Source organism: Nocardia sp. NPDC088792 (assembly GCF_044750615.1).
Lineage (GTDB): Bacteria > Actinomycetota > Actinomycetes > Mycobacteriales > Mycobacteriaceae > Nocardia.
This window is the reverse complement of record NZ_JBIVKC010000007.1, coordinates 403192-417583: the sequence shown is the minus strand read 5'-3', so window position 1 is coordinate 417583 and position 14392 is coordinate 403192. Positions and strand designations below refer to the sequence as shown.

Genomic DNA, 14392 nt, shown 5'->3' with positions numbered 1-14392 from the left:
TCGCCCAGGTAGGTGACAATCCGACCGGCTTTTGTTAGCTTCCGCCATATGGGGGTGCGCCCGACTCGCTGGCAGGTCGCGAGACCGGCGGTGTCGACCCGGCTACTGGTCGACACCGGGCAGGCGCATGGGCTGTCGGCCGGGGACTGCCTGGCCGGAACCGGCTTGCGTGCAGCGGATCTCGATCAACTGCGGGCCGTCGTGCTGCCCGAGCAGGAATTACGGGTCATCCGGAATCTGCTGGCCTGCGGCGAGGATGCGCGGGTGCTCGGCCTGGAGACCGGGATGCGGTACTCGCTGACCAGCGCCGGCATCCTCGGATACGCCATGCTGTCCAGCGCCACCGTGCGGGAGGCGATCCGGCTACTGCAGCGGTTCACCGAACTCACCTCCGACTTCTTCGAGGTCACATATACCGAGACGGTCGCCGGGATGCTGATCGTGGTCGGCGACGGTGACGTGCCCGCCGACGTGCGGCCGTTCCTGCTGATCCGCGATCTGACGGCAGGATTCCGGATGGCCTCGATGCTGTTGTCGCCGGGCATCCGGGCGCTGATCGAGACCCTCGACCGTCCGGTCCGGCTCGAACTCGCCGCCGCCGAACTGCCCGAATACCTCCTGGTCGGGCGAGCGCTGGTGGAGCCGTTCGGCATTTCGCTCACCATCGAATTCGATGCTCCCCGCAATGCTTTCACCATTCCGCGCACCTTCCTCGACCAGCCGACCCCGGCGCCGGACCCGCATACCGCGGCGCTCTGCATCCAGCAGTGCGAGGAACTACTCGACGAGCACTGCCGCTTCACCGGCGTCGCGGCCCAGGTCCGGCATCTGCTGTTGCGAGATCCCGCCGCCATGCCCTCCCTCACCGTGGTCGCCCGCGAACTGGGTTTCTCCGAACGCACCCTGCACCGGCGGCTCGCCGACGAGCACCTCACCTTCCGGGCAGTACTCGACCAGGTCCGCCAACTCCTCGCCGAAGAACTCCTCGGCCAGGGCCTGACCATCGAAGCGGTCGGCCGGCGGCTCGGCTACTGCGATACCGCCGCATTCAGCCACGCCTACCGGCGCTGGCACGGGCATCCACCCGGTCGGCGGTAGCGCCGGGTGGCAATAGCGACCTGATATCGACCGAAGTAGGATCGGGTGCGCGAAACCCACGGAAGAAGGGACGGACCATGTCCAAGGCCACGTTTTCGGTAGATGGTTTGCACTGTCAGGGCTGCGTCGACACGGTCGAGAAGGCCATCTCGCACATTCCCGACGTCCACTCGGTATCGGTGGATCTGAACATCAAGGGAGTGTCGACGGTCGTCGTCGACGCCGACCACCAGCTGGACGCCGGTGAGGTACAGCAGGCGCTGGACTCGAGCGGAAACTTCAGCGTCGTCTGACGTAGCCGCGCCGGGTCGTCCCTGCGACGGCCCGGCGTCGCCGTCAAGCCGCCCGATGCCGGCTCGCGGGCCGCTGCTTCCGCCCCGAATCACGCTGGGACCCGGGCATATCCGGATGCTCCTCGAACATCGGTCGCCCGGATTCGGTCCAGGGCAGGGCGGCGGCGCGCTGCGGCCGATCGTCATCGCGATGCCGGCGATACACCAGATACAGCAGCGCCACACCGAGCAGCACGGGGCTCCATGATCGCCCCGGCGAGATCGGGTATCTCGGGCGCAGGCTGCAGAATCATGGTGCGCCGCAGGTCTTCCGCACTACGCAACCAGGACCGGCAGGTGGGACAACTCTCCACATGCCGATCCACCGCCTCCCCGGGAATCGGTTCCTGCTCCCCGTCGATGCGCGCGGACAGCGCCTCGCGAACCGTTTCGCACCTCATAACCCCTATGGTCGCGCGATCGGGCCCCGAAGTTCCAGCCGGTCCGTACCCGCCGGCACACGCGCCAACTCCCGCCAGCGGCGATGGCGATGCCGGGGGTCGAGAGGTACGGCCGCACTACGTATTCGAACATCTCGGGTGTGCGGGCGAGTGTGGAGGCCGCTTCGGCGGGGATCGGCAGCTCGGTACTTAGGGTCACCTTACTCGTATGGGAATGGTGAGCGCCCAATCGATCCCGGGCAAGAGCTATTCACGCATCCGAATGCCGCAATACGCCGGGAGGCCTCAGCTCGCATCGAGAGGGGAGGTGACGTCGGCTCGCGCGGCTGCTTCGGCGCGCTCCAGCCACGACAGCCAAGCCCCCGCGCCGAGCCGCGGCTCACCGTAGCCGTCGGTAGTCCGGACGATCCGCGTCCCCGGCTGCTCCAGCCACCGGACGAGCAGGCCCGCCTCCTCCGCGAGCGCGCCACGCAGCGGGGGATAGGCGGGTGTGAGATCCGCCCCGGTGAAATCGAATGCCGCGCCGGGCACTTCCACTCCCGCGTAGCCACCGTCCAACCCGTCCCCGGCGATGGCGTCCGGCTTGCCCCCGTCGGCCGGGTCTCCCGCAGTGCTGTCCAGCCGCGCGTCGGTGGTGCGGCGTGGGGTGTCGAGGCGGGCCGGGATAACGGTTTCGGCCGAGGCGACGAGGCGGTCGACTACGAGCATGGGGGAGATGCCGCGGCGGGCGCAGCCGGCGGCGGCCAGGCGGGCGTGGCGGATGATCGCGAACTCCCAGCCACCGGCGCCGTCGGGGTGGGCAGCTATCAGTTCGGGGATGGCGGCGAGCGCGGCCAGGCGCTGCGTGCGGCGCAGGGCGCGGATCACTGTGACGGTGCGGTCTCGCAGGCGGGCTGCGGCTTCGAAATGCTCTGCGGTCGAACAGGTTTCGATCTTCTGGTGCATGGAATGCAGGAGCGCGTCGTCGCGGCCGGAGAAGAGGGCGCGGACGGCTTCGGGAGCTCGTTCGTATTCCTTTATATATAGGGGGCTGTTTTGGGCGCTCGCGGGGCAACCGCCGACCACGGCCGGCGGGCAATCGTGGCGGCCCGTCTTCGGGATGCGGGTGGTGCAGGTGCGCAGACCGGCATGCTCGGCCACGGTGGCGGCCACCTCGAGCGCGTCGGCCCGGGAACCGAACGGGCCCAGCGCGTCCCGGGCCGGACTGCGGGACACCGTGAACCGAGGGAAGGGCTCCTCGGTGAGTGCCAGCCACCACGCGCGCTGCGGGAACTTGGAACGACGGTTGTAAGGCGGCGTGTGCGCGAGGAGCAGGCGGAGCTCGCGCACACCGGCTTCCAGGCCGTGCGCGCATTCGACGTGATCGACGCGCGTGGCCAGTTGCACCATCTCGCGCATGCGGGCGCGGGTGTCGGAACCGGTGAAGTAGTTGCGTACGCGGCGGCGCAGATTCACCGCTGTCCCTATATACAGGACTTCATCCGAAGGGCCCCGGAAGAGGTACACGCCCGGAGCCGCCGGAAGGTCGGAGGCCAGTACGCGTTTCGCGCGCTGCCGCCGCGTCACCTCGGGCAGGTAATCCAGTAGCTCGGTGAGGCTGTGCACGCCCTGATTGCCGACCCGCTCGATGAGCGCGTGCAGCACGTCCACCGTCGCGCGGGCATCGTCCAGTGCGCGGTGGGTGGGCCGGGTCTGCGCGCCCAGGATCTGCGCCAGCATGGACAGTTTCACCGAGGGTGCCTCGTCGCGGCCCAGCACGCGCCGCGCCAGCTGCACGGTGCACAGGACTTGGAAGGCGGGCCACGGGGTTTCGGTGCGGGCCGCGGCGGCGCGCAGGAAGCCGGTGTCGAAGCGGGCATTGTGGGCGACCAGTACCGCGCCCTCGGCGAACTCCAGGAAGCCGGGCAGCACCGATTCGATGTTCGGTGCGTCGATCAGCATGGCGGTGGTGATGCCGGTGATCTGCACGATCTGCGGCGGGATCGCGCGGCCGGGGTTCACCAGGGTGGCGAACTCGCCGAGCACTTCGCCGCCGCGCACCTTCACCGCGCCGATCTCGGTGATCATGTCGCCGTCGGGGCTGGTTCCGGTGGTCTCCAGGTCCACGACCACGAACGTTGTGTCATAGAGCGGTGATTCGAGCTCGTCGAAGGCCAGCTGTCCGGACACGGTCTGGAAGCCTAGGCGGGGGGTACGACAGTCTCGGGCGATATGGCGATGTGGAATATCGACCTGGAGAAATGTCCGTATATAACATCGAGATTCTCGAGATGAGATCTCCGAAATGTCGAATTATGCGCGATTGTGGTCAGGGTCACATTGATTCGGATATCACATCAATCCGGCTGGAGAGGCCGATCGGTTTACGACGGTTACCGGGACCCGGCGACGCGCTGTCGCGCGGTCGGGCGTGTCGATCGAGTGCCTCGAGTCCGCCCAGGTCGGAGCGTGATGCTTTGACCTGCTGTTATGCTGGATCGGCCCAGGCTGGGAGGGTCTTCGAGGCGCTTTTCCTACCCATGGGTAGCCAGCGGGACGCTCCTCTGAACATTGCCGCTGTTATCGTTTCGTGATTGCTGTGACATTTATCGCAGTGAAATGACACGCCGTAACAAATTCCGACCCCCGGACGTTGGTCTCGGCTTTACAAGGCACCGTTATGTCCTCGTAATCTTCCTGAGACCTCGCGGAGTCCGACGCACCAACCCGGGTGCAGCGTCGCGGGGCAGATTGGAAGTTCCTCACCATGGCGACCCCCACCGTCAAGCGTCAGGTTCGCGGCATGCAGCGCAATGCGCGTCGCATTGCCGTAGCCGGCGCCGTCGGCGCTGCCACGCTGAGCGCGCTGCTGCTGCCCGCAACGCCCGCCTCCGCCCAGCCCGTCTCGATCCCCGGTGTCGGCAACTTCGACGTCCCGGACGCCATCCAGCTGCCGCCCGGCATCCCCGGCCTGCCCGCGTCCATCCCGGTGCAGATCCCGCCGATCCCCGGCATCCAGGTGGGCCCCGCGGCCCCGGCGCCCGCCCCGCAGAACGGCATTCACCAGGCCGCCGTCGACGCCGCCATGAGCCGCCTCGGCGACCCCTACGTGTACGGCGCCGCCGGCCCGGACGCCTTCGACTGCTCCGGCCTCGTGCAGTGGGCCTACGCGCAGGCCGGCATCAGCCTGCCGCGCACCAGCTACGAGCAGCTCGACACCGGCGCCCCGGTGTCCTACGACGACCTGCAGCCCGGCGACGTGGTGTCGTTCTACGGCGGCAGCCACTCCGGCATCTACGTCGGCGACGGCAATGTCGTGCACGCCTCCACCGCGGGCCAGCCGGTGGCGATCGCGGCTGTCTCGTCCATGCCTTTTGCGGGTGCACGGCGCATCTGAGACACCAACGCGGGCCTGTGACCTGCGGCTGAAGCGGCGACCGTGATTATCTTGTGCCCTGCTGGACACAACCGGTCGCCGTTTCGTAATCTTATCGAGACCTTCCTTTCCAGCTCGGGGTAAGAGAACGGGACTGTGCAGACGGTGGTAGCGCGGACTCATCGCACGAAACAACTGCTAGGTGGTGCACTCACGGCAGGCGCCCTCGTCATAGTCGGCGGCACCTACGGAATCGTGCCCGCGGCAGCCGATCCGGCCGCTGCACCGGCCAACGCCGGGGAAGCAGTGCAGCGGCTCATCGACCTGTCGCGGCAATCCGAACAGCTCAACCAGCAGGCCCTCAACGCCCAATCCGACCTGGACACCAAGGTCACCGCCGCGCAGGACGCCGAACAGAAGGCGGTCGACGCCGCCGGCGTCCTCGACGCGGCCAAGGCGGAGGTCAAGCGCTACCAGCCGGTCGTCGACCGCGCCGCCAGTTCGGCCCTGCTCGGCAGCCGCACCAACCGGCTCACCTCGCTGCTCGTGAGCAGCTCACCGCAGCAGCTGCTGGACCAGATGTCCATCGTGGACCTGGTCGGGGCGCGCACGAATGATCAACTGAGCCAGTATCTCAAGGCCACCCAGGCGGCCACCGCCGCCGAAACCACCGCCCGCGCCGCCGCCGACGCCGCCAAGGCTGCCAGCGACCAGGCGGATGCGGTCCGCGTCGACCTGGAGAGCAAACGCGCCGCGCTGCAAGGCTCCATGGCCGGCGTCATCGCCGCCTGGGGACAGCTCTCCGCGGGCGACAAGTCCGCGCTCGCCGGATCCATGTTCCCGCCCGGATTCGACCGCGACTCCCTGCTCAAGGGCCTGGTCCCCGGCAGCGGCACCAGCGCGCTCGCCGCCGGGCTCACCCGCGTCGGCGACCCGTACGTGTGGGGCGCCACCGGACCCGACCAGTTCGACTGCTCCGGCCTCGTGCAATGGGCATTCCATCAGGTCGGCAAGGATGTGCCGCGCACCAGCCAGCAGCAGTCCACCTACGGCACGCCGGTGGACGAGAAGGACCTGCAGCCCGGCGATATCGTCTTCTTCTATTCGGACATTTCGCACGTGGGTATCTACGCTGGCAACGGACTGATGTTGCACGCCTCCACCTTCGGCGTCCCGGTTCAGGTCGCGCCGATGGGATCCACCCCCTTCCACTCGGCGCGACGGTTCTGATCGAGGGCCCGCGCCCATGACCACGAGGTGGCGATGACCGCTCTGCGGCAGGTGCGCGGCTGGCTGGCGGCTCGCCGGCGCTTCCAGTTCGTCGCCACGGTGGTCATGGTGGGCGCACTGACCGCCGCCTGCGGCGCACTGCTCCTGCTGCCGAAATCGGTACTGCCCGGCCTGCACGCCTCGGACGCGCCGGTCGCCACCGATCCCGAACTGCCCGCGGTCCGGCAGATCATGACCTCCTACGGGAAGATCGTCGCCGAAACCGTCGCCACCGGATCCGGTCACGTCGGCATCGTCCTCGGACATCCCGCACACCAGAGCGATATCGAGGTGCTGGCAGGCGAACTCGCCGCCTCCACCGACGCGGTCACCGGACTCTGGGGGACCGCCTGGTCACAGGCCCCCGTCGTGGTGGTCGCCTCCAGCCCCGCCGAATTCGCGGCCCTCACCAACGAAACCGGTGACCTGCCCACCGAAGTCGCGGCCGCAACCGTCGCCGATCCGTTCCGGCCCGGCACCCAGCCCAGCGGGCAACGCGTCGTCTTCGGCTCCACCTCCGGCCACATCCTCGGCGCGGACGGACTGCGCTCGGTGCTGCGCCACGAACTCACCCACTACGCGACCCGCGCCATCACCGCCGACGGCTCACCGCTGTGGATGCTCGAAGGCGCCGCCGAATACACCGCCCACCGCGGAAAAAACCGGCCCATCAGCGAAGTCGCACCCACCCTGACCACCCGCGCCCGCACCGGCGACATCCCCGCGGATCTCCCCGCCGACGCCATGTTCGGGCCCGCCGGCGGGCAGGCCGTCCTGGCCTACGAACAAGGCTGGTCCGCATGCGCTTTCATCGCCGACCGCTTCGGCGACGCCAAACTTGTGGACCTTTACCACCGGATCGCCACCGGCAAGAAGGACCGCGCCGCCAGCGACACGATCTTCCAGCAGACCCTGGGCCTGAACTATGCCGACTTCCTCGGCCACTGGCAGACCTGGATCAAGACCCGCACCGCCGCAGGCGCCTGACCATCGCCTCCGGCCCCATAGCCGGGAATCCTCGGCCGCGCCGCCAACCGACCTCCGGCGCCCAGGATTCCCGGCTATCACGGGTGCAGTAGGTTTGTGCCATGGGGCGAACTCTGCTGGTTACCAATGATTTCCCGCCACGACCGGGAGGTATCCAGTCCTATCTGCATGCGCTGACCATGCAGCTGCCCCCCGATGAGCTGGTGGTCTACGCGCCACGGTGGCGCGGCGACAGCCACTGGAAGTTCGATGCGGCCCAGCCGTTCCAGGTGGTCCGCCACCCCACCACGCTGATGCTGCCCACCCCGCTGGTGCTGCGCCGCGCCGCGAAACTGCTGCGCGACGAGCAGTGCGATCGCGTGTGGTTCGGGGCCGCCGCGCCGCTCGCGCTCATGTCGCCGTTCCTGCGCAAGGCCGGCGCCGAACGCATCATCGCCTCCACCCACGGGCACGAGGTGGGCTGGTCCATGCTGCCCGGCGCGCGGCAGGCGCTGCGAGCCATCGGCGACAACACCGATGTCATCACCTACGTCAGCAAATACACGCGCCGGCGGTTCGCGGCGGCGTTCGGGGCGGAGTCCGCGCTCGAATACCTGCCGCCCGCCGTCGATTCCGAGACCTTCAAACCCGATCCGGCCGCGCGCGAGGAACTGCGCGCCCGCTACGGGCTGGGGGATCGGCCGACCGTGCTGTGCCTGTCGCGGCTGGTGCCGCGCAAGGGACAGGACGTGCTCATCGCCGCCATCAAGGGGATTCGCGAGCGCGTCGACGGCGCGGTCCTGGTGATCGCGGGCGGCGGGCCCTACGAGCAGAAGCTGCGCGCCATGGCCCAGGCGCTCGGCGTCGCGGACCATGTGGTCTTCACCGGCCGCGTGCCCTCGAAAGAGCTGGCCGCCCACCACACCATCGCCGACGTCTTCGCCATGCCCTGCCGCACCCGCGGTTTCGGCCTGGACGTGGAGGGCCTGGGCATCGTCTTCCTGGAAGCCTCCGCCACCGGAGTACCCGTGGTCGCGGGCGATTCCGGCGGCGCCCCGGAAACCGTGCGCGAGGGCGAGACCGGCAAGGTCGTCAGCGGCCGCTCCGTCGCCGCCGTCACCGACGCGATCGTCGACATCCTCGCCGACCGCGACGCCGCCACCCGCATGGGCCACGCCGGCCGCGCCTGGGTCCAGCAACAGTGGCGCTGGGACCTGATGGGCAACCGACTACGCGAACTCCTCGATCCGGAGCTCGCCGTCGGCGGTCGTGTTCACTGAATCACTGCCTTGCGCAGCGCTGTTATAGGCTCAGCGCTGTGAGCAGTATCCAGGTTGCCGACCAGACGTTCATCGCCGCGCCCGGGTCGGCTGTGGGCGAGGTCTTGGCGGATCGGTCCAGGTGGCGCGGCTGGTGGCCCGATCTGCAGCTACAGGTCCGGGAAGACCGGGGCGACAAGGGAATTCGCTGGACGATCACCGGTGGCCTGGACGGCACCATGGAAGCCTGGCTGGAACCCATGCTGGACGGCGTCATCCTGCACTACTTCCTGCACGCCGAACCGCGCGGCGGTATCGACGGCCTGTCCGGACGTGACCTGCTGGCCGCCAACCGGGAACGCCGCGTCGCGGGCAAGAAGATGTCCTTCGAGATCAAGGCGCGCCTCGAAGCCGGGCGCAAGGCCGGCGTCGCACCCGCTCACGCACAGTAGGCTCCGCACCGCACGATCTCGTATCCTCCACCCTCGCACCGGCTTCAGAGCCTGGAAAGGAAGCGTTGTCACCCATGGCCGATCGCACTCAACGGTCGATCGTGATCGACGCCCCCTCGGATCGAGTGATGGGCGTCATCGCGGACCTGGAGTCGTATCCGGAATGGGTCTCCGCGGCCCGCTCGGTCGAAGTCCTGGACAAATACCCCGACGGCCGCGCCCACACGGCACGCTTCGTGCTGGATGCCGGCGTCGTCAAGGACACCTACACGCTGTCCTACACCTGGCGCCCGGACGGCAAGGCCGTCAGCTGGCAGCTGGTCAGCGGTGAACTGCAGAAGGCGCAGGACGGCACCTACGAGTGCATCGCCCTGCCCGACGGCACCACCCAGGTCGTGTACGAGCTGACCGTGGACCTGAACATCCCCATGATCGGCATGTTCAAACGCAAGGCCGAGAAGGTCATCACCGATACGGCGCTCAAGGAACTCAAGAAACGGGTCGAAGACTGACCAGCGGCACCGAACGCTCCGCCACCCGGGTGGAGCTGTTCATCGGTAAGGGCGGCGTGGGCAAGACGACGCTGGCCTGCGCGACCGCCATGGCGTACGCGCGCTGCGGGCAACGCGTGCTGCTCGCCTCCCTGGACCAGGCTCATTCGCTCGGTGACGCCCTCGGCTTCCGGTTCCGGCACGAACCCGGCAGCGTGGCCTCGGTCGCCTCCGGCCTCGACGTGATCGAGGTGGATTCCCTTGCGCTGCTGGAGGATCGGTTCCGGCAGGTGCTGCTCATGCTGTCCGGCGTCGGCCACGAACACGGACTCGACCTGGGCGCACTGGATCCCGCCGAAGTCACCGGCCTCCCCGGCGTGCAGGAACTGCTGGCATTGCTGGAACTGACCCGCTACGCCGCCGAAAAGCGCTGGGACGTCATCATCGTCGACTGCCCGCCCACCGCCGACATGCTCCGCATCCTCACCACCCCCGACACCCTGCTCGGCTATCTGGAACGCGTCTGGCCCGAACACTCCCGCACCATGATCACCGTCGGCGGCGACCTCCGCCGCGCCGTCCTCGCGGTAGCCGTCGAACAGATCGTGCACGCCATCTCCGGCGCCCGCGACCTCCTCGCCGACCGCACCCGCACCGGCGCCCGCCTCGTCACCGCCCCCGAACACGTAGCCGTAGCCGAATCCTCCCGCGTAGTCTCCGCCGCCGCCCTCCTCGGCCTCCGCCTCGACACGGTCCTGGTCAACAAGGTCCTGCCGGACCTGACCGGCTCGGCCGAACCCGGCTCCGCACCAAGCGATTTCGCCTCGGGGCCGCGAGAGTCCGGCATTGCGCCGGATGAATCAGGCCGCGCGCCCGCTGCTTTCGGCTCCGCGTCGGACGCCCACGGTTCGGCGCCGGACACATCAGCACCCGCGGGCTACTCTGCTGCGCCGGGCAGTTCCTATGGACCGGCGGGCTATCCGCCGGGATCAGGCAGTTCGCCCGCGCCGTCCGGTCACCCTGCCGGGCCGGACGGCTCGCGCGGTAGCACTGCCGCCGGTCCGCGTAGCGGCGATCTGCCGCACGGTGCGGATCTCCTGCACGATCGCTCCCGGTGGCGCGGTTTCGGGCCCGGGCCCGACGGCTTCGCGGCGACAGGTGAGCCGGCCGAGCATCCGGCGGTGCAGTGGTATCGGAATCGGCGGGCCGAGCAGCTGGAGGTGGTCGCTCAGTTGCGGAAGTCTCTTCGGGGGGTTCCGGTGCTGGTCGTGGGGCATGCGGGGGCGGAGCCGGTGGGGTTGAGCTCGATTTCGGCGCTGTCGTACGCGGTGGACGCGAGTGGTAACTGGGTGGGATCGGCTCCTGTCCCTATGCTTGGCACAGATGCGGACGGCGTGCTGTACACCGCTCCCGGGCCGGTGGTGCGGCTCGAGTCGGGGGCGGGCGTGCAGTCGGTGTTCGCTATGCGCATGCATCTGCCCGTGGTCGACCCGTCGACCCTGCGGCTGGGACGAGTGGAGGACGATTTGATCGTGGGAGCGGACGGGGTTCGGCGCCGCCTGCGGCTGGCGCCGGTATTGCGGCGGTGCACGGTCGACGCCGCCGAACTCGACGGCGACCAGCTGGTGATCCGTTTCCGGCCCGACCCGCAGGTCTGGCCGCAGTGACCAGCACCCACGGTGAGCCCCGCCTGGGCCACCCCGACGACAACCTCGGCGAGTTCGCCGAGGAACTCAAGCTGCTCGCGGAAGCCGTCCTCGAACGCGTCGAACCGGTGCTGCGCCGCACCGCCGCCGACGGCCGCTCCGATTGGGACAGCTGCAGCTGGTGCCCCGTCTGCGCCGCCGCGGCCATCGTCCGCGGCGAACACCATGACGTGGTAGCCGCTATCGCCGACCACGGCACCGCCATAGTCACCGTCCTCCGCGAGGCCCTCGCCGGCGTCCCCGTCGAACCGGTAATCCCCCCGGACCTCGACCCGGACTCCGCCGAATACCAAGCCTGGCAACAGCATTCACACAGCCGGCTCGCCGAAGACCTGGCCGACGCCTACGCGAACGCCCGCGGCGGCGCTGGCACATCCCAGAGTGACGCCACCGGCCGTCGCGGCGCCGGCGCCTCAGGTCAGGGCGCCGGAGCTGCGAGCCGGGGCGATCGCACCGCTGCAGGCCGAGGTGATCACACCGCTGCCGGTCGAGGTGATGCCGACGCTGCCGGTCGAGGTGATCACACCGCTGCCGGCGGGCGTGCCGCCGCTGGTGCGGGACGACGCGATGCCGCTGCCGCGGGCCGGAGCGATGAAACCGGGGCGGGCGAACATGGCGCGAATGCCGCGGCGCCTCGCGATTCCGCTGCAGGCCACCACGATTCCGCCGCGGGTCGCCCCGCTGCCGGTGCGGGTCACCGTGCGGGTGATGCCGAATCGTCCTCGGGTGGACGCAGGTTCGCTGATTCCGGGGCTCGGGCCGGCGGTGCGGGTCTCAGTGGTGTGTTCGCGCGATTCCTCGCGGGCGCGCAAGGGCATTCGTCCGGTGCACAGGGCCACACGTCATCCGGGCATCATGCGGCGCCTGCCGCGCCCGCCGCTTCGGCCGGTGCGGAGGATGCGCCGCCTGCGGAGGATCCGCTGGGAAACGGCCCGGGTGCTGCCCGCCGGCCCGAGAGCGGGCGGAGGAAGCCCGGGTACGTGCCGATCAATGTGACGATCAAGGCATGACGGGCGGTGATGGAGTGCCGCTGACAGTGGGAATCGATGTGGGCGGCACGAATATTCGTGCGTCGGTGGTCGACGGTGCGGGCGAGGTGCTCGATACCGTGACCGCGCCGACTCCGCATTCCGCGCGGGCCCTCGAGGACGGGTTGGCGCGGGCGGTGCGGGAGCTGTGCCAGCGGCACGCCATCGGCGCGGTCGGGCTGGCGGTCGCCGGATTCGTGGACGAGGACCGGGCGACGGTGCGGTTCGCGCCGCACCTGCCGTGGGAGGATGCGCCGGTCGCGCAACGGCTCACGGATCGCCTGGAACTGCCGGTCATCCTGGAACACGATGCGAATGCGGCGCTCTGGGCCGAGTACCGGTTCGGCGCCGCGGCCGGCGGCCACAATGTGGTGCTGGTGGCGATCGGGACCGGTATCGGGGCCGCGCTGCTCATCGGCGGTCAGCTGTATCGCGGAAGTTACGGTGTGGCACCGGAACTCGGTCATCTGCAGGTGGTGCCGCAGGGCCGCGCCTGCGCCTGCGGTAAGCGTGGCTGCTGGGAAAGGTATTGCAGCGGAACGGCTCTGGTGGATACGGCGTTGGAGCTGCTGGCCACCGATCCGGGCCGTTCGACCGTGCTGGCGCGGGAGGCCCGCCGCGATCCCGGTTCACTGACCGGCCGCCGCATCGCCGGCGCCGCGCAGGACGGTGATCCGCTGGCCATCGAGGTGATGGCGGAATTCGCGCGCTGGCTGGGCCTGGGCCTGGCGTTCGTGAGCGATATCTTCGACCCGGACCTGATCGTGGTGGCCGGTGGCGTGAGCAGTTCGGCGCCGCTGTTCCTCGACGATGCCCGCGACCATTACGCGGCCTCGATCACCGGGGCCCGGCATCGCCGGCTGCCGCGCATCCGGGTCGCTCAGCTGGGTGAGGCGGCGGGCATGATCGGCGCGGCGGAACTCGCTCGCGCGGCGCTGGTCGGCTCGACCAACGGTCTGCCGGCTCCGGCGCATCGCTGAGTGGACGGTCGCCGCGCCGGCCGGGTCCCGATCCTGCCATGTGGGATGGCTATCGGTTTCCGGCCCGATATGTGAGATTTTCCGGCCCGTGGATCGGCCGCCCGGACGGCCGCCCGGCGGACCGCATGATTTCCCCCGGTTAAAGCTTCGTGAAACGGCCGGATCAGGCACCCGATGGTTGGTCACCGGCTGGTCTCGGCGGTAGGGTAGGCAACTGAGTGTGGTGCCCGCAACGAGGCCGGTCCCGGGTATCGAAAACAGGGGAAAGGACACGATGTTCTACTGGCTGCTGAAGTTCGTGCTCGTGGGGCCGCTCATGCACCTCATCAACCGACCCAAGGTTGAAGGCGTCGAGAACATACCCCCGAAGGGTGCAGTCATTCTGGCCGGCAACCACTTGTCGTTCACCGATTGGCTCTTCACTCCGCTGCTGAGCCCGCGGCGCATCACCTATCTGGCCAAGGCCGAATACTTCACCACCCCTGGTCTGAAGGGCCGGCTGCAGAAGTTCTTCTTCTCCGGCACCGGCCAGTACCCGATCGACCGTTCCGGCGCCGACGCCGCCGAGTCCGCCCTCAATACCGCGCGCAAGCTGCTGGAGGACGGTCGCATGGTCGGTCTGTACCCGGAGGGCACCCGCTCTCCGGACGGCCGCTTGTACAAGGGCAAGACCGGTGTGGCACGCCTCGCCCTGGAGACCGGTGTCCCGGTGATCCCGGTGGCTCTGATCGGTACCGACGAGGTGTGCCCGCCCGGACCGTTCCGCTGGCGCCCGCGTCAGGTGACCGTCAAGTTCGGTGAGCCCATCGACTTCTCCCGCTACGAGGGCATGGGCGGGAACCGTTTCGTGGAGCGCGCCGTCACCGACGAGATCATGTACGAGCTCATGAACATGTCGGGCCAGGAATACGTCGACGTGTACGCCGCCAGCCTGAAGAAGGGCGTGCCCTCGGGCAGCCGCCCCGATGCGGACCGTATCCCGCAGACCATGGCGGGCTGACCTTCCCCGTACGAAACGGGCCCTGCGAGACCGAGTCTCGCAGGGCCCGTTCCGT

General features: G+C 69.1%; 15 protein-coding genes. 12 read left to right on the top strand and 3 right to left on the bottom strand.

The window, feature by feature from the left end; all coding sequences use genetic code 11:
- Window positions 1–48 precede the first annotated feature (48 nt).
- Both ACIP5Y_RS41865 and ACIP5Y_RS41860 read left to right on the top strand, forming a co-directional pair.
- Entirely contained in the window at window positions 49–1098 is a 1050-nt protein-coding gene (locus ACIP5Y_RS41865) for an AraC family transcriptional regulator ligand-binding domain-containing protein (protein ID WP_400358728.1), read from the top strand.
- A 77-nt stretch (window positions 1099–1175) separates the two neighbouring features.
- A complete protein-coding gene (locus tag ACIP5Y_RS41860) occupies window positions 1176–1391 on the top strand; it encodes a heavy-metal-associated domain-containing protein (RefSeq protein ID WP_400358726.1) in 216 nt (71 codons plus the stop codon).
- Between the two features lie 43 nt (window positions 1392–1434).
- Here the strand turns inward: ACIP5Y_RS41860 and ACIP5Y_RS41855 are convergent, their stop codons facing one another.
- The 3 genes from ACIP5Y_RS41855 to ACIP5Y_RS41845 all read right to left on the bottom strand — a co-directional run bounded on the left by ACIP5Y_RS41855 (window position 1435) and on the right by ACIP5Y_RS41845 (window position 4000).
- The gene (locus ACIP5Y_RS41855; protein ID WP_400359025.1) at window positions 1435–1626 is read right to left on the bottom strand and encodes a hypothetical protein; all 192 of its coding nucleotides are present in this window, start codon (window positions 1624–1626) and stop codon (window positions 1435–1437) included.
- Entirely contained in the window at window positions 1574–1831 is a 258-nt protein-coding gene (locus ACIP5Y_RS41850; RefSeq protein WP_400358724.1) for a zf-HC2 domain-containing protein, read from the bottom strand. Before ACIP5Y_RS41850 ends, ACIP5Y_RS41855 begins: the two co-directional genes overlap by 53 nt.
- Before the next feature lie 285 nt (window positions 1832–2116).
- Window positions 2117–4000, bottom strand: a complete 1884-nt coding sequence (locus ACIP5Y_RS41845) for a DEDD exonuclease domain-containing protein (protein ID WP_400358722.1) — start codon at window positions 3998–4000, stop codon at window positions 2117–2119.
- Between the two features lie 577 nt (window positions 4001–4577).
- Between ACIP5Y_RS41845 and ACIP5Y_RS41840 the strand changes: the two genes are divergently transcribed.
- The 10 genes from ACIP5Y_RS41840 (at window position 4578) to ACIP5Y_RS41795 (ending at window position 14337) form a co-directional block, all read left to right on the top strand.
- On the top strand, window positions 4578–5207 hold the full coding sequence (locus tag ACIP5Y_RS41840) for a C40 family peptidase (protein WP_400358720.1): 630 nt from the start codon (window positions 4578–4580) through the stop codon (window positions 5205–5207).
- Window positions 5208–5351: 144 nt separating this feature from the next.
- On the top strand, window positions 5352–6416 hold the full coding sequence (locus tag ACIP5Y_RS41835) for an NlpC/P60 family protein (RefSeq protein ID WP_400358718.1): 1065 nt from the start codon (window positions 5352–5354) through the stop codon (window positions 6414–6416).
- A gap of 33 nt (window positions 6417–6449) precedes the next feature.
- Entirely contained in the window at window positions 6450–7442 is a 993-nt protein-coding gene (locus ACIP5Y_RS41830) for a hypothetical protein (RefSeq protein WP_400358716.1), read from the top strand.
- Window positions 7443–7543: 101 nt separating this feature from the next.
- A complete protein-coding gene (locus ACIP5Y_RS41825) occupies window positions 7544–8701 on the top strand; it encodes a glycosyltransferase family 4 protein (RefSeq protein WP_400358714.1) in 1158 nt (385 codons plus the stop codon).
- A gap of 38 nt (window positions 8702–8739) precedes the next feature.
- Window positions 8740–9132 (top strand): polyketide cyclase / dehydrase and lipid transport, encoded by a 393-nt coding sequence (locus ACIP5Y_RS41820; RefSeq protein ID WP_400358713.1) that lies wholly within the window; start codon window positions 8740–8742, stop codon window positions 9130–9132.
- Window positions 9133–9206: 74 nt separating this feature from the next.
- Window positions 9207–9644: an SRPBCC family protein gene (locus ACIP5Y_RS41815; RefSeq protein ID WP_397014089.1), complete on the top strand. Its 438-nt coding sequence runs from the start codon at window positions 9207–9209 to the stop codon at window positions 9642–9644.
- A 29-nt stretch (window positions 9645–9673) separates the two neighbouring features.
- The gene (locus ACIP5Y_RS41810; RefSeq protein WP_400358711.1) at window positions 9674–11290 is read left to right on the top strand and encodes a TRC40/GET3/ArsA family transport-energizing ATPase; all 1617 of its coding nucleotides are present in this window, start codon (window positions 9674–9676) and stop codon (window positions 11288–11290) included.
- Entirely contained in the window at window positions 11287–12339 is a 1053-nt protein-coding gene (locus ACIP5Y_RS41805) for a hypothetical protein (protein ID WP_400358709.1), read from the top strand. The genes ACIP5Y_RS41810 and ACIP5Y_RS41805 overlap by 4 nt, the downstream gene beginning before the upstream one ends.
- Complete coding sequence (locus tag ACIP5Y_RS41800) at window positions 12336–13337, top strand: ROK family protein (RefSeq protein WP_400358707.1); 1002 nt, start codon at window positions 12336–12338, stop codon at window positions 13335–13337. Before ACIP5Y_RS41805 ends, ACIP5Y_RS41800 begins: the two co-directional genes overlap by 4 nt.
- A 274-nt stretch (window positions 13338–13611) precedes the next feature.
- On the top strand, window positions 13612–14337 hold the full coding sequence (locus tag ACIP5Y_RS41795) for a lysophospholipid acyltransferase family protein (RefSeq protein ID WP_397014097.1): 726 nt from the start codon (window positions 13612–13614) through the stop codon (window positions 14335–14337).
- Window positions 14338–14392: the final 55 nt, after the last annotated feature.

Excerpts from the sequence above, each read along its gene's own strand:
- ACIP5Y_RS41865 (WP_400358728.1), top strand. The coding sequence starts at position 49 with ATGGGGGTGCGCCCGACTCGCTGGCAGGTCGCGAGACCGGCGGTGTCG.
- ACIP5Y_RS41840 (WP_400358720.1), top strand. The coding sequence starts at position 4,578 with ATGGCGACCCCCACCGTCAAGCGTCAGGTTCGCGGCATGCAGCGCAAT.
- ACIP5Y_RS41815 (WP_397014089.1), top strand. The coding sequence starts at position 9,207 with ATGGCCGATCGCACTCAACGGTCGATCGTGATCGACGCCCCCTCGGAT.
- ACIP5Y_RS41800 (WP_400358707.1), top strand. The coding sequence starts at position 12,336 with ATGACGGGCGGTGATGGAGTGCCGCTGACAGTGGGAATCGATGTGGGC.
- ACIP5Y_RS41830 (WP_400358716.1), top strand. The coding sequence starts at position 6,450 with ATGACCGCTCTGCGGCAGGTGCGCGGCTGGCTGGCGGCTCGCCGGCGC.
- ACIP5Y_RS41850 (WP_400358724.1), bottom strand. The coding sequence starts at position 1,831 with ATGAGGTGCGAAACGGTTCGCGAGGCGCTGTCCGCGCGCATCGACGGG.
- ACIP5Y_RS41795 (WP_397014097.1), top strand. The coding sequence starts at position 13,612 with ATGTTCTACTGGCTGCTGAAGTTCGTGCTCGTGGGGCCGCTCATGCAC.
- ACIP5Y_RS41860 (WP_400358726.1), top strand. The coding sequence starts at position 1,176 with ATGTCCAAGGCCACGTTTTCGGTAGATGGTTTGCACTGTCAGGGCTGC.
- ACIP5Y_RS41825 (WP_400358714.1), top strand. The coding sequence starts at position 7,544 with ATGGGGCGAACTCTGCTGGTTACCAATGATTTCCCGCCACGACCGGGA.